Source organism: Actinomadura meridiana (assembly GCF_039537545.1).
In the GTDB taxonomy this organism is placed as follows: Bacteria; Actinomycetota; Actinomycetes; order Streptosporangiales; family Streptosporangiaceae; genus Spirillospora; species Spirillospora meridiana.
Window position 1 is genome coordinate 483,551 of record NZ_BAABAS010000006.1, and the last position, 22,558, is coordinate 506,108.

The 22,558-nt window shown below is 72.6% G+C and carries 15 protein-coding genes (1 of these 15 only partly in view); 9 read left to right on the forward strand and 6 right to left on the reverse strand.

Annotated features, from left to right (window positions below):
* The 7 genes in view from ABD808_RS15475 to ABD808_RS15505 are tightly spaced (each overlapping or abutting the next) and all read left to right on the forward strand, a layout consistent with a single transcriptional unit that may run on beyond the window.
* Window positions 1-1,587, forward strand: the 3' end of a protein-coding gene (locus ABD808_RS15475) for an amino acid adenylation domain-containing protein (protein WP_344896582.1). The gene continues 8,283 nt to the left of window position 1, outside the view; 1,587 of the gene's 9,870 nt are visible here — the last part of the coding sequence; the start codon falls outside the window, past its left edge; it ends in the stop codon at window positions 1,585-1,587.
* Complete coding sequence (locus ABD808_RS15480; protein WP_344896585.1) at window positions 1,584-3,254, forward strand: ABC transporter ATP-binding protein; 1,671 nt, start codon at window positions 1,584-1,586, stop codon at window positions 3,252-3,254. The genes ABD808_RS15475 and ABD808_RS15480 overlap by 4 nt, the downstream gene beginning before the upstream one ends.
* Window positions 3,247-5,004, forward strand: coding sequence for an ABC transporter ATP-binding protein (locus tag ABD808_RS15485; RefSeq protein ID WP_344896588.1), 1,758 nt, complete (start codon window positions 3,247-3,249; stop codon window positions 5,002-5,004). Before ABD808_RS15480 ends, ABD808_RS15485 begins: the two co-directional genes overlap by 8 nt.
* Window positions 4,947-5,771: a siderophore-interacting protein gene (locus tag ABD808_RS15490; protein ID WP_344896591.1), complete on the forward strand. Its 825-nt coding sequence runs from the start codon at window positions 4,947-4,949 to the stop codon at window positions 5,769-5,771. Before ABD808_RS15485 ends, ABD808_RS15490 begins: the two co-directional genes overlap by 58 nt.
* A complete protein-coding gene (locus ABD808_RS15495; RefSeq protein WP_344896593.1) occupies window positions 5,768-6,778 on the forward strand; it encodes a FecCD family ABC transporter permease in 1,011 nt (336 codons plus the stop codon). The genes ABD808_RS15490 and ABD808_RS15495 overlap by 4 nt, the downstream gene beginning before the upstream one ends.
* Complete coding sequence (locus ABD808_RS15500) at window positions 6,775-7,815, forward strand: FecCD family ABC transporter permease (RefSeq protein ID WP_344896595.1); 1,041 nt, start codon at window positions 6,775-6,777, stop codon at window positions 7,813-7,815. Before ABD808_RS15495 ends, ABD808_RS15500 begins: the two co-directional genes overlap by 4 nt.
* On the forward strand, window positions 7,808-8,623 hold the full coding sequence (locus ABD808_RS15505; protein ID WP_344896598.1) for an ABC transporter ATP-binding protein: 816 nt from the start codon (window positions 7,808-7,810) through the stop codon (window positions 8,621-8,623). The genes ABD808_RS15500 and ABD808_RS15505 overlap by 8 nt, the downstream gene beginning before the upstream one ends.
* Window positions 8,624-8,643: 20 nt before the next feature.
* On the opposite strand, the gene ABD808_RS15510 is transcribed toward ABD808_RS15505, so the two are convergent.
* Both ABD808_RS15510 and ABD808_RS15515 read right to left on the reverse strand, forming a co-directional pair.
* The gene (locus tag ABD808_RS15510; RefSeq protein WP_344896601.1) at window positions 8,644-9,447 is read right to left on the reverse strand and encodes an SAM-dependent methyltransferase; all 804 of its coding nucleotides are present in this window, start codon (window positions 9,445-9,447) and stop codon (window positions 8,644-8,646) included.
* Between the two features lie 39 nt (window positions 9,448-9,486).
* The gene (locus ABD808_RS15515) at window positions 9,487-13,701 is read right to left on the reverse strand and encodes a Pls/PosA family non-ribosomal peptide synthetase (RefSeq protein ID WP_344896604.1); all 4,215 of its coding nucleotides are present in this window, start codon (window positions 13,699-13,701) and stop codon (window positions 9,487-9,489) included.
* Window positions 13,702-14,325: 624 nt separating this feature from the next.
* Between ABD808_RS15515 and ABD808_RS15520 the strand changes: the two genes are divergently transcribed.
* Together ABD808_RS15520 and ABD808_RS15525 are read left to right on the forward strand one after the other, a co-directional pair.
* Window positions 14,326-15,300, forward strand: a complete 975-nt coding sequence (locus ABD808_RS15520; RefSeq protein ID WP_344896607.1) for a M20/M25/M40 family metallo-hydrolase — start codon at window positions 14,326-14,328, stop codon at window positions 15,298-15,300.
* A 10-nt stretch (window positions 15,301-15,310) separates the two neighbouring features.
* Window positions 15,311-16,576, forward strand: coding sequence for a M14 family metallopeptidase (locus ABD808_RS15525; protein WP_344896610.1), 1,266 nt, complete (start codon window positions 15,311-15,313; stop codon window positions 16,574-16,576).
* A gap of 67 nt (window positions 16,577-16,643) precedes the next feature.
* Here the strand turns inward: ABD808_RS15525 and ABD808_RS15530 are convergent, their stop codons facing one another.
* The 4 genes from ABD808_RS15530 to ABD808_RS15545 are packed head-to-tail and all read right to left on the reverse strand — an operon-like array spanning window position 16,644 to window position 22,550.
* Entirely contained in the window at window positions 16,644-17,951 is a 1,308-nt protein-coding gene (locus ABD808_RS15530) for a hypothetical protein (protein ID WP_344896613.1), read from the reverse strand.
* A 2-nt stretch (window positions 17,952-17,953) separates the two neighbouring features.
* Window positions 17,954-19,339, reverse strand: coding sequence for a transaminase (locus ABD808_RS15535; RefSeq protein WP_344896616.1), 1,386 nt, complete (start codon window positions 19,337-19,339; stop codon window positions 17,954-17,956).
* Entirely contained in the window at window positions 19,336-21,540 is a 2,205-nt protein-coding gene (locus tag ABD808_RS15540; protein ID WP_344896619.1) for a N,N-dimethylformamidase beta subunit family domain-containing protein, read from the reverse strand. Before ABD808_RS15540 ends, ABD808_RS15535 begins: the two co-directional genes overlap by 4 nt.
* Before the next feature lie 53 nt (window positions 21,541-21,593).
* The gene (locus ABD808_RS15545; protein ID WP_344896622.1) at window positions 21,594-22,550 is read right to left on the reverse strand and encodes an LLM class flavin-dependent oxidoreductase; all 957 of its coding nucleotides are present in this window, start codon (window positions 22,548-22,550) and stop codon (window positions 21,594-21,596) included.
* Between the last annotated feature and the right edge of the window lie 8 nt (window positions 22,551-22,558).

Genomic DNA, 22,558 nt, shown 5'->3' on the forward strand with positions numbered 1-22,558 from the left:
AGCGCCACGTCCACGGTTGGACGTCCGATCTGGAACACCCGCGCCCATGTCCTGGACGAGCGGATGCGCCGGGTCCCGGTCGGTGTCCCCGGCGAGCTGTACATCGCCGGGATCGGCATGGCGCGCGGCTACCTCAACCGTCCCGATCTGACCGCTGAACGGTTCGTCGCCGACCCGTTCGGGAGTCCGGGGGAGCGGATGTACCGCACCGGCGACCTCGTCCGCTGGCGCTCTGACGGGCTCATCGACTACCTCGGGCGCACCGATGACCAGATCAAGATCAACGGCTATCGGGTGGAACTCGGCGAGATCGACACCGCGCTCACCGAACGCGCGGACATCGCGCAGGCGGCCGTCGTCGCGGGCGAGCATCGCGGGCTCAAACGCCTGGTCGCCTACCTGGTGGCGGTCGCGGGCGCCGAACTCGACACGGCGGCGGTCAGGGCCGCGCTCGCCGTCCACCTGCCGAGGCACATGGTCCCCGGCGCGTACGCCGTGCTGCCCAAGCTGCCGCTGACCGTCAACGGCAAGCTCGACCGGCGCGCGCTGCCCGACCCGGAACCCGTCGCCGCGTCCCGGCCGCCGCGCACCCCCCTGGAAACGTCCCTCTGCGCGATCTTCGCCGACGTGCTGGGCGTCGAGGACGTGGGGGCCGACGACGACTTCTTCGCCCTCGGCGGCCACTCGCTGCTGGCGATGCGCCTGGTCGGCAGGGTGCGGACGGTGCTCGGCGTCCGGCTGCCGGTCGGCGCCGTCCTCACCGCGCCGACCGTCGCCGCGCTCGCCGTCGCCGTCGCCGACGCGCCACCCGACGCGGGCGCCAGCACCGGGCCGTTCGACCCGGTGCTCACACTGAGCCCCGGCACGGGCACACCTGTGTTCTGCCTGCCCGCGACGACCGGGCTGACCTGGAACTACGCGGGGCTCGCCGAGTACCTCCCGGCCGACGTGCCACTGTACGGGCTCCAGGCGCCCCGGCTCGGCGGCGCCTGTGTGCCCGCCGCGTCGATCGCCGATCTCGGACGCCACTACGCGGCGCGCATCCAGGCCGTCCAGCCAGAGGGGCCGTGCCGCCTGCTCGGTTGGTCGTACGGCGGCCAGCTCGCGCACGCGACCGCGACCGCGCTCCAGGCCGCGGGCCGGGACGTCGCCCTGCTCGCCCTGCTGGACGCCTACCCCCGCGACGAGACCGACCCCGCCGACGTCACCGAGAGCGACTCCGCCCGGTTCCTGCTGCGCCTCGCCGGGCACCCCGGAACACCCGCCGCGACCCTCGCCGAGGCGGCCGCTCTCATCGCGGCGGGTGGCGGGCCCATGTCCGCGTTCGACGCCGCGACGCTGGCCCGGGTCGCCGACACCGTCCACGAGTCGCTGACGCTGCCGCTCGGCTTCGCCGTGTTCGACGGCGACGCCGTCTGCTTCACCGCGACCGCCGACGCCACCCTCAGCCCGGCGCTGTGGGCGCCGAACCTCACCGGCCGCGTCCGTGAACACCGGATCGACTGCGATCACCACGGCATGCTCGATCCCGTCCCGATCGCCGCGATCGGGACCCTCCTCGCCGCCGAACTCGGAGAGCGCCGATGACCGCGCCGAAAAGGAGGATGTCCGCGCTGCTGCGCTCCTGCGTCCGCGACCAGTGGCGGAACCTGTCGGCCGCCACCGGCGGCGGCGTCGTCCGGCAGGCGACGCTGCTCGCGATCCCGTGGTGCGTGCAGCACGCCCTCGACGACGGCGTCGTCGCCGAGGACCCCGGCGCCACGACGCGGTGGGCGCTCGCCGCCGCCGGGCTCGCGACCGTGCACTTCGTGGCGGTGGCGCTGTGGCAGTGGCAGGCGCGGATGGCGGAGGCGCGGACCGGCGCCGCCCTGCGGGACCGGCTCACCGCGCACCTCGCCCGGCTCGACCGGGCGGCCCTCGCCGGATACGGGCACGGTGACCTCGCGACGCGCGCCACCCGTGACATCGACCAGATCCGGATGTGGGTCTACGGGCTGCCGGGGTGGGCGGTCATCACCACCACGTTCGTGATCGTCCTGCCGAGCGTCGCCGCGCTCGACACGGCGCTGCTCGTCGTCACCCTGCTCATCGTGCCGCTGCTCGCCGCCGTCAACATGACGTTCCCCGGCCCGTACGAGCGGGCGGGGGACCGGCTCTCCCGCGCGCACGCCGACCGCGCCGACGCCGTCGAGGATCTGCTGTCGTCCGGTGCCGCCGTGCGCGGCATCGGCGGCGGGCCCGTCCTGCTGGACCGCCACCACGCGCACAGCGCCGAGGTGGAACGGCTCACCGGGGACGTCGCCCGCATCCAGTCGGCGTGGGCGGCGCTCGGACCCGCCGTCCCCCGGCTGGCCATCGCGGCCGGGGTGGGGCTCGGCGGGTTCGCCGCGCTGGACGGACGCATCACCGTCGGCGGCCTCGTCGCGTTCACCGTCTGGATGGGCACGTTCACCATCGCCGTGACCGTGCTCGTCGACAGGCTCGTCGACCGGGGCAACGCCGCCGTCGCGGCACGCCGCGTGGAGGAGATCCTCGCGCTGCGGCCGTCCGTCACCGAACCCGCCGACCCCGTCCCGGCCGCCCCGCGTGGGACGCTCACGGCCTCGGCGGTGACCGCCCGGCACCACGACCGCGAGGCGCTCGGCCCGTTCGACGTGAGCGCCGAGCCCGGCGAGTTCGTCGTGGTGACCGGGCCGACCGGGTCCGGCAAGTCGACGCTGCTGCGGCTGCTGGCCCGCCTCGACGACCCCGCCTCCGGGACCGTCGCCTGGGACGGCACCGACCTGCGCCGCCTCGGGCTGGACGGCCTGCGCGCCGCGCTCGTCGTCGTCCCGCAGCGGCCCGTCCTGCTGTCGGGGACGGTGGCCGACAATCTGCGCCTCGGCGGAAACGCCGACCAGGCGGCGCTGGAGCGGGCGTGCCGGGACGCCTGCGTCCACGACGACGTCATGGCCCTCCCCGGCGGCTACGACACCGAACTCGGCGAGGGCGGATCGAGCCTGTCGGGCGGCCAGGTGCAGCGGCTGGCGCTGGCCCGCGCGTTCCTGCGCGCCGGTGAACGCCCCGGCGGCGTGCTGCTCCTCGACGACGTCACCTCCGCGCTCGACACCGGCACCGAGCAGCGGATCCTGGACCGGCTCGCCCGTCGCGACCCGGGCACGTCCGTCGTGTTCGTCACCCACCGGACGGCGGTCCTGAAGGCCGCCGACCGCGTCATCGACCTGCCGGGGACGGAAGGGGAGCGCAGTGGCTGAGGTCGTCCGGCTCGCCGAACGGGCCCCGGAGCGGCACATCTTCCGCCGCGTCCTGCCCTATCTTCGGCCGCACCGCGCCATCCTCACCGGGACGCTGCTGGTCGTGCTGGGCTGCGCCATGTGCGCCGCCGCGCTGCCGCCGCTCGTCGGCCGCGCCGCCGACGCCATCGTCGCCCACGACCGGGGCGCGGTCACGGTGACGGTGCTCGTCCTCGCCGCCGTGGTCGCCGCGCAGATCGCGCTGGCCCGCTGGAGCGAGCTGCTGCTGATGCGCGCCGGTGAGCGCGTCATCCGGGACCTGCGCGACCAGGCCGTGCACCGGCTCGCGCACGCGCCGCTGCGGTTCCTGGAGGCCCACCGGACCGGTGACCTGCTGCGCCGCACCACCGGCGAGGTGACGGCGCTGGCCCAGTTCGTCCGGCGCGACCTGCCGAACCTTGTGGTGGTGTCCGCGACGCTGCTGCTCACCTCCGTGACCCTCGTCGTGTACTCGTGGCTGCTCACGCTCGTGCTCGCCGTCGTGTTCGTGCCGCCGTCGCTGCTCGCGATCCGCGTCTTCCAGCGCGGTGCCGAGGAGGCGTTCGGCGGGCAGGCCGCGGCGGAGACGACCGTCGCCGCCACCCTCACCGAGACCCTGACCGCGCGGGAACTGCTCCAGACCAGCGGGGCGCTGCCGACCTGGCTCGGCCGCGTCCGGCGGGAGAACCGCGCCGTCGTCGCCGCCGCGCGCCGCACCGCCCGCGTCGAGGCGAACCTCGAACTGGTCAGCCTCATCGAGGGCGCCGCGCTCGCCACGCTGCTCGGCCTCGGCTCCTGGCTGGCCGCCGACGGGCGGCTCTCCATCGGCGCCGTCGTGGTGTTCATCCTGGCCAGCCGCACTCTCTTCGAGGGCCTGGACGACGGCTCCCAGCTCATCGGGGAACTCCAGCTCGCCCGCACCGGCCTGGCCCGGCTCCTGGATCTGCTGGAGTCGCCCGGCGCCCGGGCCGTCACCGGCCGGTCCACGGCCTCCGACCTGCCCCCGCACGGCGAGCTGCGGGTGGAGGGCGCGTCCTTCTCCTACCTGGACGGGACGTCCGTCCTGCGCGGCGTCGACCTGTCCTTCCCGGCCGGTGCCCGCGCCGCCGTCGTCGGCGTGACCGGGTCGGGGAAGACGACCCTCGGCAAGATGCTGGCCGGGCTCTACCAGCCGGACTCGGGCCGCGTCACCTACTGCGGCACCGACCTGCGCGACCTGTCCGGGGCCGCGCTGAGCCGCGTCGTGGCGCTCGTCCCGCAGGAGGTCCACATCGTCACCGGCACGGTCGCCGACAACCTCGCGCTCGTGCCCGGCGCGCCCGGCCGCGCGGAGATCGCCGCCGCCGTCGACCGGCTCGGCCTGCGCGCCTGGGCCGACGGCCTGCCGGACGGGCTCGACACCGGCGTCGGCGTCCGCGGCGAACGGCTGTCGGCCGGGGAACGCCAGCTCGTCGGCCTCGCCCGCGCCGCGCTCGTCGACCCGGCGGTGCTCGTCCTGGACGAGGCGACCGCCGACATCGACCCCGTCACCGCCGGATGGGCGGAACGGGCACTCGGCGAGCTGTGCGCCGAACGCACCCTGATCGTCATCGCGCACCGGCCCGCGACCGTCGAGTCGCTCCCGCGCACCATCCGCGTCGCGGACGGAACCATCACCGAAGGGAACACCTCGCCATGCCCGTATCCGACCGCCTCGTCCGGATCGTCGAGTATCCGATCACCCCGCGTCTGACCGAGGTGAAGCGCGTCCGGCGGCTCACCCCGGCGATGGTCCGCGTCACGCTCGGCGGCCCGTCCCTGGACGGCTTCTGCGAGCAGGCGCCCGCCGACCACGTCAAGCTGTACTTCGCGCAGGGCGACGACCCCACGCCGGTGCAGCCGTTCCTGCGCGCCGGGTACGGCCTGGACGACCCGCCGGAGGGCACCCCGCAGGCCGTCATGCGCGACTACACCGTCCGCCACTATCGGGCCGACCAGCGGGAACTCGACATCGACATGGTGCTGCACGGCGACGGCCCCGGCTCGTCGTTCGCCGCCGCCGCCCGTCCCGGCGACCTGGTCGGCGTGCTCGGGCCGCGCGGCTCGGAGGTCGTCCCGTACGTGTTCGACTGGTACCTGCTCGGCTGCGACGAGACCGGCCTGCCCGCCCTCGCCCGCTGGCTGGAGGCGCTGCCCGCCGGGTCGCGCGCGCACGCCTACTGCGAGGTCGCGGGCCCCGAGGAGGAGCAGGAGCTGAGGTCGGACGCCGACGTGACCGTGACCTGGACGCACCGCGACGGGACGCCCCCCGGCCGCGGCGACGTCCTGGAGAAGGCCGTCCGGGAGTTCGTCCCGCCCGCCGGGGACGGGTACGCGTGGTTCGGCGCCGAGGCCACCACCCTCAAACCGATCCGCCGGTACCTGCGCAACGAGATCGGCATGCCCAAGGAGCGCGTCGACGTGGACGGCTACTGGAAGGTCGGCGCCGCCGACCACGACCACCACGACGCCGTGGAATGATCCCCCCGACCAAGCGGAACGCGCCCGTGGCCCTGGCCGGGCTGGTCGTGCTGCTCGCGATCGTCACGCTGCTCAGCCTGGCCGTCGGCGCCAAGGCCATCGGGCCAGGCGAGGTGTGGCACGTGCTGCTGCACCGCGACGGGTCCGACGACGCGCTCGTCATCTGGGACCGGCGCGTGCCCCGCACCCTCCTCGGCATCGCGGCGGGCGCCGCCCTCGGCCTCGCGGGCGCCCTCATGCAGGCGCTCAGCCGCAACCCGCTCGCCGACCCCGGCCTGCTCGGCGTCAACGCGGGGGCCGCGGCCGCCGTCGTCACGGTCGGGGCCGTGCTCCCGGCGGCGGGCAGCGCCACCGTGATCTGGTTCGCGTTCGCCGGGGCCGGGCTCGCCACCGCGATCGTGTACGGGCTCGGACGGGGCGGCGGGGCGCGGCGGGCGACGCCCGTCCGGCTCATTCTCGCCGGGATGGCGACCTCCGCCGTCCTCGCCTCGTTCACCGCCGCGCTCACCCTGCTCGACGACGACTCCGCCAACAGCCTGCGGTTCTGGATGGTCGGGTCGCTCGCCGCCGCCAAGGGGGACGAGGTCGCGCTCGTCACCCCGTTCATCGTCGTCGCGGCCGTCGCCGGGGTCGCGCTCAGCGCCCGGCTCAACGCGCTCGCCCTCGGCGACGAGGCGGGCCGCGCCCTCGGCGTCAACCCGGGCCGGGTCAGGATCGTCACGCTCGTCGTCGTCACCGTCCTGTGCGGGGCGGCGACCGCCGCGATCGGGCCCATCACGTTCGTCGGGCTGATGGTCCCGCACGCCGTGCGCCTGTTCACCGGCCCCGACCAGCGGTGGGTGCTGCCGTTCTCGATGGTGCTGGCCCCGGCCGTGCTGCTGTCGTCCGACATCCTCGGCCGGGTCGTGGCGCGGCCCGGCGAGCTGGAGGCGGGCGTGGTGACCGCGTTCGTCGGCGCGCCCCTGTTCATCCTGCTCGTGCGCGGGAAGAAGGTGGCCGACCTGTGATCGCACCGCCGCTCGACGCGCCGCCCGCGATGCCGCGCCGTGTTCGCGTGCGCGTCCGTCCGGTGGTGGTCGCCGTGGTGTTGGCGGCCCTGCTCGGCACGGTCGTCGTGGTGTCGCTCGGCATCGGCGACTTTAGGCTGCCGCCGGACGACGTCGTCGCGACGCTGCTCGGGCACGGGCCGCCCGGCGCCGAGTTCGTCGTCATCGACCTGCGGCTGCCGCGCGTCCTGGTCGGCTGCGCGGTCGGCGTCGCGCTCGCGCTCGGCGGCGCCGTCTTCCAGAGCCTGACCCGCAACCCGCTCGGCAGCCCCGACATCATCGGCTTCACCGTCGGCTCCGCGTCCGGCGGCATCGCCGTCATCCTGCTGTTCGGCGGCGGCGCCGCGCAGATCTCCGCGGGCGCCGTCGGCGGCGGGCTGCTCACCGCCCTGGCGATCTACCTGCTGGCGTTCCGGGACGGCGTGCACGGCATCCGGCTGGTGCTGGTCGGCATCGGCGTCAGCGCCATGCTCGAAGCGCTCAACGCCTACCTGCTCAGCCGCGCGTCGGTGAACGAGGCGCAGAGCGCGTCCGCGTGGCTCGTCGGCAGCCTCAACGCGCGCGGCTGGGAGGACCTCGGCCCGCTCGCCGCCGCCCTCGCCCTGCTGCTGCCCTGCGTCGTGCTGCTCGGCCGCGACCTGCGGATGCTGGAACTCGGGGACGCCACCGCCGGGGCCCTCGGCGTCCGGGTGGAGCGGGCCAGGCTCGCCCTGATGGTCGTCGCCGTCGGGTTCACCGCCGTCGCCACCGCCACCGCCGGGCCCGTCGCGTTCATCGCGCTCACCGCCCCGCAGCTGGCGAAGCGGCTCACCCGCGCGCCCGGCCCCAACCTGCTCTGCGCCGCCCTGATGGGTGCCGTGCTGCTGTCGGTCAGCGACATCGCCGCGCAGCGGATCGTCGCCCCCACCCAGCTTCCGGTCGGCGTCATGACCGGCGTGGTCGGCGGCCTCTACCTTGGCTGGCTCATGCTCACCGAATGGAGGGCCGGACGTGCCTGAACCCCGAAGTCGGCTCGCCGCCCGCGACCTCGCCGCCGGATACGACCGCCGCGTCGTGCTCGAACACCTCGACCTGGACGTGCCCGACGGCTCGTTCACCGTCATCGTCGGGCCGAACGCCTGCGGCAAGTCGACGTTGCTGCACACGCTCGCCCGCGTCCTGCGGCGCGCGTCCGGGGCGGTGCTGCTGGACGGCGCCGACATCGCGCGGCTGCCGTCCAAGGAGGTCGCCCGGCGACTCGGGCTGCTCGCCCAGCAGCCCGTCACCCCCGACTCGATCACCGTCGCGGACCTGGTGTCGCGCGGCCGCCACCCGCACCGGCGGCTGCTGCGCGGGTGGTCGGGCGAGGACGACGACGCCGTCGCCCGCGCCCTGGCCGCCACCGACACCGTCGAGCTGGCCGAACGGGCCGTCGACGAGCTGTCCGGCGGGCAGCGGCAACGGGTGTGGCTCGCGATGGTCCTCGCCCAGGACACCCCGCTCATGCTGCTGGACGAGCCGACCACGTTCCTCGACATCGCCCACCAGATCGACATGCTCGACCTGTGCGCGTCCCTGCACGAGGACCACGCACGTACCCTCGTCGTCGTCCTGCACGACCTCAACCACGCCTGCCGCTACGCCACCCACCTGATCGCCATGCGGGACGGCGCGATCGTCGCGCAGGGGCCGCCCGCCGAGATCGCCACGCCCGCCCTGATCGAGAAGGTGTTCGGCCTGCCCTGCGAGGTCATCCCCGACCCCGTCACCGGCACCCCGCTGATCGTGCCGCTGTCGCGCAGGCACGCCGCCCGCGTCGACCGCTGAGCGGGGAGCGGGGGAGCCGCTCAGCGTTTGCGGCCGATGCCGCCGTGGATGGTGACCATGGAGTCGTCGAGCTTGGCCGACTCCTCGTCGGGGTGCCAGCGGTGGACGGCGACGACGCCCGGGTCGAGGAGTTCGAGCCCGTCGAAGAAGCGCTCCACCTCCACCCTGGTGCGCGCCTTCGTCGGGATGCCGTGGGCGGTGTAGGCGGCCACACCGGCGGCGACCGCCTCGGGATTGTTGTCGAGCGTGGTCGTGGACAGCGCCAGGACGCTGCCCGGGGCCAGCGGCTCCATCAACCGGTCGATGATCCTCCGCACCTCGTCGTCGTCGAGCATGAAGTGCAGGATGGCGATCAGGCTGACCGCGACGGGTCGTTCCAGGTCCAGGGAGTCGCGCAGCTGGACCGACCCGATGATCGCGTCCGGGTCCAGGAAGTCGGCGTCCAGGTAGGCCGTCCTGCCCTCCCGGGTGCTGGTGAGCAGGGCCCGCGCGTGGACGAGGACGATCGGGTCGTTGTCGACGTACACGACCCGCGAGTCGGGCGCGACGGCCTGCACCACCTCGTGCAGGTTCGGCGAGGTGGGCAGGCCGGTCCCGATGTCGAGGAACTGCCTGATGCCGTGCTCGGCGGCGAGGTGATGCGCCATCCGGGCCATGAACTTCCGGTTGGCCCGCATGCCCGTGGGAAGGGCGGTCCAGCTCGCGACGATGTTCGCGGCGGCCTCCCGGTCGGCCGGGAAGTTGTCCTTGCCGCCGAGAAGATAGTCGTAAATACGGGCCGAATGGGGGATTTCTGTCTTCAAGTCCACATTGCCATCGGGCATGTCCACATCCTGATCATCGTCGCGCCTCGATGATCTACCTTATGTGCCGGGTTGGAGCTCGACGGCCGGTTTGTGGGTGGTGCCGACCGCGAGTCGCGCCTGACCTGCGGGATTTCCGAGCCATCGGGCCCCGCCCGGAACCTTCTCTCCCTTCATCAGGAAGGAGTCGGCGCCGAGCGTGGATCCGTCCCCCATGATCACGTTGTAGTGGACGAACGACTCCACTCCCAGGGTGCAGCGCGCGCCGATCGTGGTCGGGCCGGATTTGAAGACGCCCTCCTCCAGCGAATGGCACTGGATCACGGTTCCCGCGTTGATGGTGCACTCGTCACCGATGCTGACCAGCGTCTTCTCCGGAATGGCGGCGCCGTCGTCGAAGACCCGGCGGCCGAGGCGCACGCCCATCAGGCGCCAGAACACGTTCCGGAACGGGGTGCCGACGAACAGTGCGTGGCCGCCGAGTTTCCAGAGCCGCTCGTGCCACCAGAAGTAGGGGTCGTAGATCGAGCAGATCCGGGGCTGGAGGGAGCGGAAGCGCAGCAGCAGTCGCTCGACGAGGATGCCGTACGCGGCGGTGAACAGGAGCGAGACCATCACGCCGACCGCGATTCCCGACACCGGATGCATGTGCAGTTGGTCCTCGGTCATGAGCAGCAGCAGCATCACCGCGAACGTCCTGAACCAGCCCACCAGGAGGAAAACGCCCATGGTGGCGACGTTGTAGCGATTCTTGGCCGACAGTCGGCGGTCGAATTCCTCGCCTTCCTCCAATTCGCCGAAACCGTGGTCGCGGTCCACGGATCGGGGGATCTCGAAGCACGGCGAGCCCAGCAGTCCGACGTTCTCCCGCACCGGACCGTCGACGGGGACGGCGACCTTCGTCCCGAGCAGAACATTGTCGCCGACCGCCGCGTCCGCAGGAAATGCGATGTTGTTTCCAAGGAAGTTGTTCGTCCCGATCTTCACCTCGGAGACCGTGAATGAGGAACTGGAGAAATCGGCGTTCAGAATCCACAGCGCGTCGGAGATCATCGTGCCGCTGCCCACCGTCGTGAGATAGGGCGTGTGGTGCGACATCTCGGTACCGAAATTGCTTCCGGTCTGCACGATCGGGCGCGCGAAACTGTATCCCAGGGCGCGCAGGTAGCCGACGATGTACGAGCTGTCGCCGAAAAGGTTGTGGAAGAACGCCCGATTGGTCAGCCGCCTGGTCGCCCGGAGCACCCAGTAGTGCCGTCCGAACAGGCGGTAGACCTTGCCGGGAGTGATGACGAGGCTCAGCAGCCGGGGGACGGTCAGCACGAACAGCAGCGACACGACGAGCCCGCCGACGAACAGCAGGCTGGAGATCCACAGGGCCTCGCGGTAGAGGTCCACGCGGCCGAGGCCCTCCGGCGTCCGCTCCATGATCTCGGCGAACTTCGGGACCTCGGTGAGCAGGGTGACCAGCACGAGGATGCCCAGCGGCCCGCTGATCATCAGCGTGGTGAACAGCTGCCCGACGCCGTAGGCGACCCTCCGCGCGGTGCCGCAGTCACGCGGCGGGACGCGCAGGTACGTGCTGCCGGTCGGACGCGCCGGGCAACCGTGCCACCGCTCGCCGGACGGCACGACCTGCCCGGTGTGCAGGGACGAGGCGTGCCCGAGCTGGGTGTCGTCGCCCATCACGGTGCCGATGTCCAGGACCGTCTTCTCGCCCACGAACACGCGGTCGCCGAGCGTGATCGAGCCCGTGGTGATCACGCCGTCGTCGGCCCGGTACCCGGGCATCGCGCAGTTCTCCCTGATGACCGTCCCGGCGCCGACGGTGAGCAGGTCAGTGCACACGGGCGTCGTCGCGAAGATCACGGCGCCGCGGCCGATCCGGGCGCCGAGCATCCTGAGGTAGAGGGAGTAGAGCGGCGTTCCCGCCACCAGCCTCATCGGGCTCGCCCGGATGAGGGTCTTGACCGTCCAGAACCGGACGTAGTTCAGGCTCCACACGCGGATCCGCTGAGGTTTCCAGCGGCCGACGAGCGTCCACTTCGCCACGACGGGCGCCAGGCAGGTGAACGCGAAGACCCCGCAGGCCGCCGCCGTCCCGCGTGCGTAGAGGTCGAGAGTGCTCGTCGCGCCGGACACCCACCGGTAGCCGACGAGGAGGACACCGGCACTGAGATACGTCATCGCGACGAACGCCAGTAGTTGCAGCGCGCCGCAGACCACGTACTCGCGGGCGGCCCGCCGCGCCTCCTTCCGCGTCCTCGGCTCCGGCGCGGCCGGGACGGCGTCGGCGGCGTCCACGCGGGCGAGCGCCTTCTCGTCCAACACCGTGGCGAGGCCCCGGACGTCCGGATGCTGGTACACGTCCGGCATCGACACCGGCAGGTCGGTGCGTTCCCGGAGCGCCGCGCAGAAGCGCGCCATCAGCAGCGAGTCGGCGCCCAGGTCGTCGAAGAAGTGGCTGTCGGCCGACACGCGGTCCAGCCGCATGACGTCGACGAGAGCGGCGGCGATCGCCCGTTCCGTGCCGGTCTCGGGGGCCAGGTGCCCGTTGCTCGCGGCGGGCCCGCGCCGGGACGTCGGCCGGGGGAGCCGCCCACGGTCGGCCTTGTCGCTCGGAAGCATCGGGATGGTGTCGAGTTCCTCGAAGTACGCGGGCACCATGTATCCGGGCAGCTGCTCGCGCGCCTGTTTGCGCAGCCGGTCGCGGTCCAGGGCCGTGGTGCCGTTCCGCCGCGTGTAGTAGGCGACCAGCTCGACCGTCCCCGGCTCCGGCTCGTGGGTGCCGACGACCACCTGCGCGATCCCCGGCGCCTGCGACAGCACCGACTCGATCTCCGTCAGCTCGATCCGGTAGCCGCGGATCTTGACCTGCGTGTCGATGCGGCCGTTGTACTCGATCTCGGCGTCGGCGTTGATCCGGCCGAGGTCGCCGGTGCGGTAGATCCGGCCGGACGGGTTGTCCTCGATGCCGATGAAGTCGCGGACGAACCGGCTCGCGGTGAGGTCGTCGCGGTTGACGTACCCGCGCGCCAGCCCGATGCCCGCGATGCCGATCTCGCCCCTTTCGCCCGGCGGCAGGGCCCGGTCCTCGTCCGGGTCGAGGATCACGATCGAGTAGGTGGGGAGCGGGACGCCGATCGTCACCGCCCGGTCGGGGTGCAGGGACGTCCACGTCGCGGTGACGGTCGCCTCGGTCGGCCCGTACACGTTGAGGAACCTGCGGTCCCGGCGGTGCCAGCGGGCCACCAGGTCCTGCGGGCACGCCTCGCCCGACACCAGCAGGAAGCGCAGATCCGGAAGGTCGCGGTCGAGCGTCGCCAGCAGGGTCGGGACGCAGCACAGCGCCGTGACGCCCTGGTCCTGAAGAAAGCGCCGCAGATCCTCGCCCACGAGGACCGTTCCGGCCGGTTTGGGAACGAGCGTGGCGCCCGCCACCAGGGACACCCAGATCTCCTCGACCGAGAAGTCGAACGCGATCGTCATGCCCTGGTACATGCGGTCCGTCCCGCTGATCCCGTAGACGTCGACGGCGACCCGGACGAAGTTGCAGATGGCGGCGTGGTCGATCGCCACGCCCTTGGGACGGCCCGTCGAGCCCGAGGTGTACACGATGTAGGCGAGGTCGTGGCCGGGGACGCCCTTCTCGGCGCCGGTGAGACGGTGGCCGGGCTCGGCGTCGACGAGCGCCCGCGCCTCGTCGACGCACAGCACCTCCGCGTCCGCCTGGCGCAGATGTTCGCGCAGGTGGGACAGGGTCAGCACGGTCCGGACGCCTGCGTCGCCCACGATGTAGGCGATCCGGTCCGGGGGGTACCCGGCGTCCAGCGGCACGTACACCGCGTTCGCCTTCAGGACGGCCAGCATGGCGACGTAGGAGGGCACGGCCGCGTCGAGGAGCAGCCCGACCCGGTCGCCGGGCCGCGTGCCCCGCGCCCGCAGGTGCCGGGCGAGCCGGTTCGCGCGCTCGTCCAGCTCGGCGTAGGTGAGGACGCCTTCGCCCGCGCCTTCGCTCGCGCCGACGCCCGCGCCTTCGCTCGCGCCGACGCCCGCGCCGACGCTCGTCCCGTCGCCATCGCTTTCGCCCGTGTCGACGGCCGCGGCGTCCGGCAGCAGGTCGCAGCGTTCCTCGAAGAGGCGCTCCAGCCGTTCCCCGGCCCGGCGGGGTATCGCCCGCCCGTCCCCCACCGCGACCAGCACATGCTCCGCGGTGATATGTCGGCCCATCTCCCCGATGGTGGTGAGCGCCTGGCCGCCGGCGTTCGTTGTCATCTTCACTCCGCCCAAGAGAAAAACCGGGAATTGCATCCCCGGCGCGGTCATGTCCCGCAAGATGAGTTGTAAGGACCGAAAGATGATCTAACTCGAATCATTGCGGGTCCAATGACCGTGACCAGAGGCGGTCAGTGGGGGGACCGGCAGGCCTTTCTATTGACAAACGCGCTGACCCGTATTTAAACGTTTCATTTCCTAGGCTTTCCCTGCCATTGCGGAGTTATGGCCGGAAAAACGGTCGGGTAGAAAAAGAGACCCTTAAGGGGCGGGATCGCGGTCTGGTGACTCACCGGTTTGGTTGCGCTCACACCCCGGTGATGGACTCGGACCCGGTCTCCGGTTGGGCGGCACCGGCCGACGGCTCCTTTTCAACCGTTCCATTTCGCGTTGACCACTCGCAATGAACGGCGAGCCCACGGCGGCGGCGAAAATCCGTCACTCTTTGCCATTTACGGGGCTAATCGCCACGGATACGATCCACGTTCATCCCTCTGGCGCGCACGCGCCAGGCTCCCCCCAGGAGGGATGGCTCCCGCAGGTGCGGGGCGGCGCGCGTCGCCGCCCTCGCCGGACAGCCCCTTCCAATCCCCCGCATCGATCCGATTGGTCAGGTCCCCCCGCATGAGGAAACGTAGAACCCTGCTCGGCTCCACCGCGCTCGGCGCCGGTCTGCTCGCCGCGCTGCTGACCGTCCCCGGCGGCGGCGCGATGGCGCAGTCGCCCGCCCAGCCCAGCGCCCGGACCAGCGCGCAGCGGCCCGCCTCGGTCGCCGTCCAGTCCCCGGACATTCCGTCGGCGAACGTGATGGCGCACGCCCGGCAGTTCCAGACCATCGCCAGCGCCAACGGCGGCAACCGGGCGCACGGCAGGCCCGGGTTCCGCGCGTCGGCCGACTACGTCAAGGCGAAGCTGGACGCCGCCGGGTTCCAGACCACGTTGCAGCCCTTCACCTACCAGGGCGCCACCGGCTACAACGTGATCGCCGACTGGCCGCAGGGCGACCCCGACCACGTCGTGTTCCTCGGCGCGCACCTTGACAGCGTGGCCGCCGGACCCGGCATCGACGACAACGCGTCGGGCACCAGCGCCGTGCTGGAGACCGCGCTCGCCGTCGCCCGCGCCGACGCCAAGCCCACCAAGCGGCTGCGGTTCGGCTGGTGGGGCGCCGAGGAGGCCGGCATGGTCGGCTCCCGCAACTACGTCTCCACCCTGTCCGCCGCGGACCGGTCGAAGATCGACGCCTATCTCAACTTCGACATGGTGGGCGCGAAGAACAGCACGACCTGGGGCATCTACACCGACTCGACGACCCTGGGCGCCACGTTCTCGGAGTTCTTCCAGTCCAAGGGGATCCCGACCAAGCGGATCAATCCCGCGGGACGCTCCGACCACGCCTCGTTCAAGAACGCGGGCATCCAGGTGAGCGGCATCGCCGCCGACGACGACCCCTGCTACCACACGCGCTGCGACGACATCAACAACATCGCGGAGTCGGTCCTCGGGACCAGCACCAACGCCATCGCCTACGCCGCCTGGAAGCTGGCGGGCATCCCCGGACTCGCCGTGCCCGCGCGGCCCTACCGGCACGCCGCCTGAGGAGCCCGCGATGAACCCACGAACCCTCAAGGCCACGCTGGTGGCGGCCTGCCTGTGCGCGGCGCTGCTGCCCGCCGTCCCGGCCGCCGCGACGGCCGCGACCGCCCCCCAGCCCGCGCCCAGCACCGCGCGCCGCTACCTGGTGACCGGCTCCGACACCTCCGGGGAGCGGACGAAGGTCGCCCGCACCGGCGCGGCGATCGACCGGGTGCGTCCGGACGGCGCGATCGAGGTCAGCGCCATCCCGTCCGAGCTCGCGGCGATCAAGCGGCTCGGCTTCACCGCCGCCCCGATGGGCGGCTTCCCCCGGTTCGCCGCGTCCGCGCAGTCGTACCACACCCACGCGGAGACGATGGCCGAGCTCGACCGGGTCGTCGCCGCCTACCCGAAGATCGCGAAGAAGTTCAGCATCGGCAAGACCTACGAGGGCCGCGACATCGTCGGCGTCAAGATCAGCGACAACGTCGCGACGGACGAGGACGAGCCCGAGGTCTTCTACCAGGCCAACATCCACGCCCGCGAGCGCATCACCAACGAGCAGGCGCTGGTCTTCATCGACACCCTCACCAAGGAGTACGGCACCACCGAGCGGATCACGAAGCTCGTGGACAGCCGGGAGTTCTGGATCATCCCGATCCTGAACGTCGACGGCCAGATCTACGACATGACCAGCGACACGCAGGCCGGTCGGATGTGGCGCAAGAACCGGCAGCCGCAGGCGACCGACCTCAACCGCAACTACGACTACAAGTGGGGTTGCTGCGGCGGGTCGTCCGGCAGCCCGTCCAGCGAGACCTACCGGGGTTCCTCGCCGGAGTCGGCGCCGGAGACCAAGGCCGTGGCCAACTTCATCCGGAGCCGGGTCGTCGGCGGGAAACAGCAGATCAAGATCTTCCTGGACATCCACTCGGTGGCGGAGCTGGTGCTGTGGCCGTTCGGCTACACCACGGCCGACACCGTGCCCGGTGAGCTGTCGGCCGACCAGGAGGCGGCGCACCGCACCATCGGCCGCGAGGTCGCCCGGTTCAACCGCTACACGCCCGAGCAGTCGAGCGACCTCTACATCACCGACGGCAGCTCCGACGACTGGACGTGGGGAACCCAGGGCATCTTCTCGTACACGTTCGAGATGGGCGGCGGGAGCTTCTACCCGGCGCCGTCGCAGATCGAGGCGCTCACCCAGGTCAACCGCGATCCGCTGTTGATCCTGGCCGAGTACGCGGACTGCCCGTACCGCGCCATCAACAAGCAGGACCAGTACTGCAAGTCCGCCTGAACCACGGGCAACTGAATCGGGCCTCCCGGACGTCGCGTCCGGGAGGCCCGACCCGTCCGAGCGGGGCTCAGGCGGTGAGGACGGACCGCGTGATGGCGCCGAACTCCTCGTCGGTGAGCAGCCCGCTGCCGCGTGTGGCGAGTTCCGCGCGGCACCGCTCCACGATGACGGGCACCAGCGACGGGTCGACGTCGACGCCGAGACGGCGCAGCGCGGCGGCCACCACCAGCGGACCGCTCTGCGCCGTCAGCGGGACCCGGCGCTCGTTGCCGAACAGGCCGGGTTCGACGCTGTTGTGCATCAGCGGGTCCACGGCGCGCTCCACCATGACCCAGTCGCCGCCGCCCCAGCAGAAGGCGTCCGGGCCGGTGATCGGCTGGTTGACCGCCGGGACGCGGCCGGTCACCTCCGCCCCGGCCCGCGCGAGACCGGTCAGCTCGGCGAGCCGCAGGCCCGTGTGCACGCCGTACAGGGCCTCGAACGCGGCGGCGGTCGCGGCGAGGTCGGCGTTGCCGGGGCCGCCGCAGTACCCGTTCACCGACGACTCGACCACGCTCGCGCCGGCCCGCGCCGCCGCGACGGCGCACGCGACCCCGAGGCCGAACGTGTTGTGCGGGTGGATGCCCACCTCGACGCCCGGCGCGGCGGCCAGGGTCGTCTGGACGAGCCGTCCGTACGCCTCGGGCCCGACCCCGCCCGGTCCGTCGAACAGGGTGATCTCGTCCGCGCCCGCCTCGGAGATGGCCTTCGCGGTCTCGGTCAGCATCTCGTCCGACACGAACGACACCATCGTGAAGGGGACCGCGACCCGCAGCCCCCTGTCCTTCCCGCGCCGGACCAGCGCGGCGGCCTCCGCGACGATCTGCGCCCGGGACGCCGGAATGGACGCGCGGTAGATCCCCGACGCCGGGCCGAAGGCGGGCATCGCCACCTGCACGGCGTCGAACCCGAGGTCGGCGGCGAGGTCGATTCCTTCGAGGGTGGACGTGAACGGGCAGTGCACCAGGGCGTCCGGCCCCTCCTGCCTGACCACCGCCAGCTCGGCGCGGACGGCGTCCGGGTCGCGCCCGCCCGGATGCGGGTCGCGGGCGCTCGGCCCCGGCGCGCCCAGCACGATCTCCGGCACTCCCGAGCGGGCCAGCGCCCGCAGGAACGCGAGCTTCGCCTCGTGGGGCGCCGTCACCCCGGGCAGCGACTCGATGGCGCGCATGGAGGTGTCGCGCAACCGGATGTGGCCGGGCATCTCGCCGGTCACCTCCGGATCACGGTTCGCGGGGGCCACCGACCACCGGCCGGACTCGTAGGCTCCCGGGACCCGTGACCTGTTGACGTCCTCCCGGAGCAGGTCGACCTCCGCGTCGGTCAGCTTGTCCACCGCTACCGCCCTTTCCCACCGGTCAGTTCGTTGATCGCGTCGGCGAACAGCGCGCCGTGCCGCTCCACGTCGGCCTCGGCGGTCAGCGGCGACATCAGCGCCGCGCCGCTCATGGCGTTGAGCACGATGCCCCGGTTCGCCATGTAGAGCCACAGCGCGTCCCGCATCGAGCCGCCGACGCGCGGGTACAGCTCCCCGGCGTCGCGCGGCGGGTCCGGGGTGAACGCGAACGACACTCGGCCGCCGAGCCGTCCGACGTGCCACGGCAGGTCGTGCCGGGCGATGACCGCCGAGACGTCGCGTTCGTAGCGGTCGGCGAGCCGGTCCATGTGGGCGTAGGTCTCCTCGGTCATCACCTCGCCGAGGACGGCCCGCATCGCGCGCACGGCCAGCGGCCCGCTCGCCATCGTGCTGCCGAGACCGCCGTCCCCCGACTTGGTGTAGGCGGACGCCGCGGCCGCGACCTCGGCGGACATCCCGTACACCCCGGCCGGGACGCCGCCCGCGATGCACTTGCCCATCGTGATCAGGTCGGGATTCAGACCGAACTCGCGGGTGCAGCCGCCGGGGCCCGCCGGGATCGTCTGGGTCTCGTCGATGATCAGCAGCGTGCCGGTGCGCCGGGTGACGTCGCGCAGCGCCGCGTGGAACCCCGGCTCCGGCCTGATCACCGCGCCGCCGTTCGTCATCACCGGCTCGGCGAGCACCGCCGCGACATCGCCGGGGGCGAGGGCCTTCTCCAGGGCGTCCAGGTCGTTGAACTCGACGATCTTCGTCGTTTCGCGGACGTCCACGCCGTTCAACTCGACGCCGGGTTGCGGGACGACGCCATCCGGGGTGAGTACGGCCGCGGTCTGTTCCAGCGAGCCGTGGTAGGCGCGGTTGAACATCAGGATCTTCTGCCGCCCGGTGGCCATCTTGGCCAGCAGCAGCGCGAACCGGTTGGCGTCGGATGCCGACACGGTGAAGCCCCAGAACGGCGGGCCGAACCGGCGGTGGAGTTCCTCGGTCACCCACACGTGGTCCTCGTGCGACCACAGGGTGACGCTGCCCTTGCCGACCTGGTCGCGGATCGCCGCGACGATCGCCGGATGGTCGTGGCCCCACAGCGCGGCCGTCCCCGCCAGCCCGAAGTCGACGTACTCGTGCCCGTCGGTGTCGTACAGGCGGGCGCCCGCCGCGCGCTCCACCGTCAGCGGCACCGGCGGCGGGAACTGGTTGATCCAGTGCTGCGGGGTGCCGTGCAGCTGGGACCGGCGGGCCCGCTCGCGCAGCGCGGCGGCCTTCGGGTGGGCCTCGATCCACGTGAGCCGTTCCCTGTCCAGCAGCCTGGCGAGCCGGTCCGGGTCGATTCCCGGCGGTACCGCGTTCGGCTGGTCGCTCGTCATGCCTCTCCCCGGTGCTCGTCGGATGGCTGGTGGTCCGGACGGTGGTCCAACGGCGAGGGGTCGAGGAAGCGGCGCAGTACGTTGCCGGTCACCCGCGCCACCGGGTTGGCGTAGCCGTCCACGCCAAGCGCCGTGCACCAGGCGATGGAGCCGGTGCTGAACACGGCGCCGCCGCGCGGGTACTCGAAGTACGCCAGGTCCGCGCGGACGCGGGGCTCGACGGTGCCGCCCTGCCGTGAGTTCGAGGTGAGGACCTCCTCGACCGCGAGCTGGTAGGAGTCGCCGAACCCCTCGGCCGTCGCCAGCACGACGGCGTGCGGGGGAGTGCCGAGGGCGGCGTCGGCGCGGTCGATCTCCATGCCCGCCGCACCGTGGCTGACCAGGGCGTCGGCCTCGATGAGACCGTCCACCCCGGACAGTGCGAACGCGCCGCGCTTGTCGTCGCCGAGCGGCCTCGGCCGGTAGGGGCGGCCGTGGCCGCGTCCGCCCTGCGCGGTGAACCCGATGCCGACGTGCCGCTGCGGCGCGCGGCCCCGGTGCCGCCAGAGGCCGCCCATCTCGCCGGTCGTGCTCAGATGCGTCTCGCCCGCGGGCACCTCCCAGCCTCTGGTGCCGGTGTGGCCGCGGCGGATCTCGATGATGTGCGGCTGCTCGGGCGCCACCCCGGTCACCCAGTAGAAGCCGTTGCCGCCCAGGTACATCAGCCGTCCGCCGCCCGCCAGGTACGCCTCGTGCGCGTCCAGCATCGGCGCCGTGTAGTACTCGGGGTGGGAACCGGTGAGGACGACGTCGTATGCGGCGAGCGCGGCGACGCCCTCGGCGTGCAGGTCGTCGTCGCAGAGCACGTCGTAGCCGATGCCCTCGTGTTCGAGCCAGTCGAGCAGGCACAGGTCGGCGCTGAGGTTCCACAACCCGAACGCGCCGGTGTAGTCCGCCGTCACCGTCGTGAGCGGGCGCCGCCGCGACGCGTAGTAGCAGCCGCTGCCGTCGCGGTGCGTGTCGTAGAGGCCGCACAGCTTCTGCCTCGCGGCCCACTGGTGCTGGGGCGTCGTGGCGTAGTCGAGGCTCTCCGGCCCGTCCTCCTCAAAACTCCAGTGGGAGTTGGCGTACGCGAGGTAGGTGAATGTCGGGAGCAGGACGGCCGTCCGCGACGTGGTCGTGCCCCGGGGCGGGCGGACGAAGAAGGGGATGGTCAGGTGTTCGTCGCCCGCGGTCAGGCGGAAGGCGTAGACGCCGCTGCGCAGCGTGTCCGGAAGGCGCAGGACGACCTCCGGTTCCCAGCCCGCGTCGGTGAGGTCGTCGTGGACGTGGACGTGGACGGCGTCGAACTCGTCCGGGGTGAGCCGGAAGTCGATCTCGCGGCCCGTCCAGTTCGCGCCCGGCACGCCCCGCGACGGCGTGTTCACGGCCTCGGCGTCCAGCCCGTACGGACCGGAGTCGGGCACCGTCATACCCCCGGTGTCGCGGCCGGGATGCCAGCGCGCCAGGACCGCCTGTTCGAGTCGCCCGGGGTCGGCGGCGGCCAGGACCGGCTCGTCCGCCGCGCCCGCGAGGATCGCCGGACGGTCGATGAGGCCGTTGAAGCAGGCGTCCGCCGTCCTGTCGGCCCACCACGCCCCGACCTGGGGCGCGATGTCCACCGCCGCCGTGTCGACCGGGCCGGTGTGCGCGGCGGTCGCCCGCCATGACCCGACCGGCCACTCCGGCACCGGGACCTGCGCCAGCGTCACGCCGCCCGGCCCGAAGGCGGCGGCGACGAACGTCCAGCGGTCCACCGTGATCGGGACGCCGGTGGCCACCACCGGGTCGTCGCCGTCACCGGCCCAGGCGGCGAGCCGGTCGTCGCCGGTGAGGCCGAGCGCCCAGCCGCGCCGTCCGGCCGCGTCCCGCCGGGCGACGACGGCGCGGGGCCGCCCGCCCGCTGGCAGGGTCGGCCTGATCCACGCCGTCACGGTGAAGGCGTCGACGTCGAGCGACGGATGCGCGGGCGCACGCAGATACGAGCCGGACGGCAGCGTCTGCACACGCCCCGCCCGAGCCGCGAACGGGATGTCGACCAGCTCCTCACGCACCCCCGGCCCGCGCGGATCATCGCCACCGTGCACAAGACGCAGCAACTCGACCCGATAGCCCGACGTGGCGCTCACCATGAGCCGGACTTCGTCCCCCGCCGCGACACCGAGCGGATCGACATACCCCACCAACGTCGGCTGGCCCGCGTCTTTGTGGGGGGACGACCCCCCACACCCGCCCGTCATGTGCGTAGGCAGCCCGTGAGCGAAGCGACCAGTTCGCCGAATGCCTCAAGCTGGCCCGCGCGGTCGTACATCGGGTAGAGGATCAGTTCGTCCGTCCCGGCGTCGAACAGCTCGCCCAGCTGCTCGGCGCAGCGCTCCGGCGGACCGAAGACGGCGACGCGGTCGGCCATGCCGGAGGCGTCGTAGACGGGGTTGCCCCCGAAGGACCGGTCGAACGCGGGGACCAGGTGCCGCCGCGCCTCCTCCACGGTGTCCTCGACCGCGACGTAGACGCTCCTGGAGATCGTGAAGCTCGCGGGGTCGCGTCCCTGCGCGTCCAGCTCCTGTTTGACGATCGCGATCTGGTCGAGGTAGTCGGCGGTCGCGGCGGGCGCGGCGCCCGTCCAGCCGTCCGCGATCCGCACCGCGCGCCGCAGCGCGGGCTCCGCGCGGGCGCCGATCCAGATGGGCGGCCCAGGCCGCTGCACCGGCTCCGGCTGCGACCGGATCCCGGTGAAGGAGTACAGCTCGCCCTTGTAGTCGACCTCGCCGCCGCGCCACAGGGCCCGCATCACGTCGATGCCCTCGACCAGCCGCCGGACCGGCCGGTCGGCCGGGATGCCGAGCGCGGCGAGGGTCGCGCGGTGGTACTCGTTGCCGATGCCGAGCCCGACCGTCAGCCGTCCGCGCGACAGCTGGTCGATGGTGGCGAGCTCGCGGGCCTGGACGGCCGGGTTGCGCCGCCCGGAGTACAGCACGCCGATGCCCAGCCGGAGCCGTTCGGTGACGGCGGCCAGGTAGGACAGCATGTGCAGGCCGTCGAGGGAGAAGTTGCCCGTGCTCAACGTGTCCTGCGTCCAGATCCCGGCGAACCCGAGCTGTTCGGCGCGACGCGCGAACGGCACCAGGAGGTCCGGGTCGCTCGGTGCCCCGATCGACAGTCTGGGCGTCTTCGATACTGCCTCGTCAGTCACGGACCCCA

Bases quoted from the DNA above. Each gene is read 5' to 3' on its own strand.
- ABD808_RS15480 (WP_344896585.1), top strand. From the start codon at position 1,584: ATGACCGCGCCGAAAAGGAGGATGTCCGCGCTGCTGCGCTCCTGCGTC.
- ABD808_RS15490 (WP_344896591.1), top strand. From the start codon at position 4,947: ATGCCCGTATCCGACCGCCTCGTCCGGATCGTCGAGTATCCGATCACC.
- ABD808_RS15495 (WP_344896593.1), top strand. From the start codon at position 5,768: ATGATCCCCCCGACCAAGCGGAACGCGCCCGTGGCCCTGGCCGGGCTG.
- ABD808_RS15510 (WP_344896601.1), bottom strand. From the start codon at position 9,447: ATGCCCGATGGCAATGTGGACTTGAAGACAGAAATCCCCCATTCGGCC.
- ABD808_RS15515 (WP_344896604.1), bottom strand. From the start codon at position 13,701: ATGACAACGAACGCCGGCGGCCAGGCGCTCACCACCATCGGGGAGATG.
- ABD808_RS15520 (WP_344896607.1), top strand. From the start codon at position 14,326: ATGAGGAAACGTAGAACCCTGCTCGGCTCCACCGCGCTCGGCGCCGGT.
- ABD808_RS15525 (WP_344896610.1), top strand. From the start codon at position 15,311: ATGAACCCACGAACCCTCAAGGCCACGCTGGTGGCGGCCTGCCTGTGC.
- ABD808_RS15535 (WP_344896616.1), bottom strand. From the start codon at position 19,339: ATGACGAGCGACCAGCCGAACGCGGTACCGCCGGGAATCGACCCGGAC.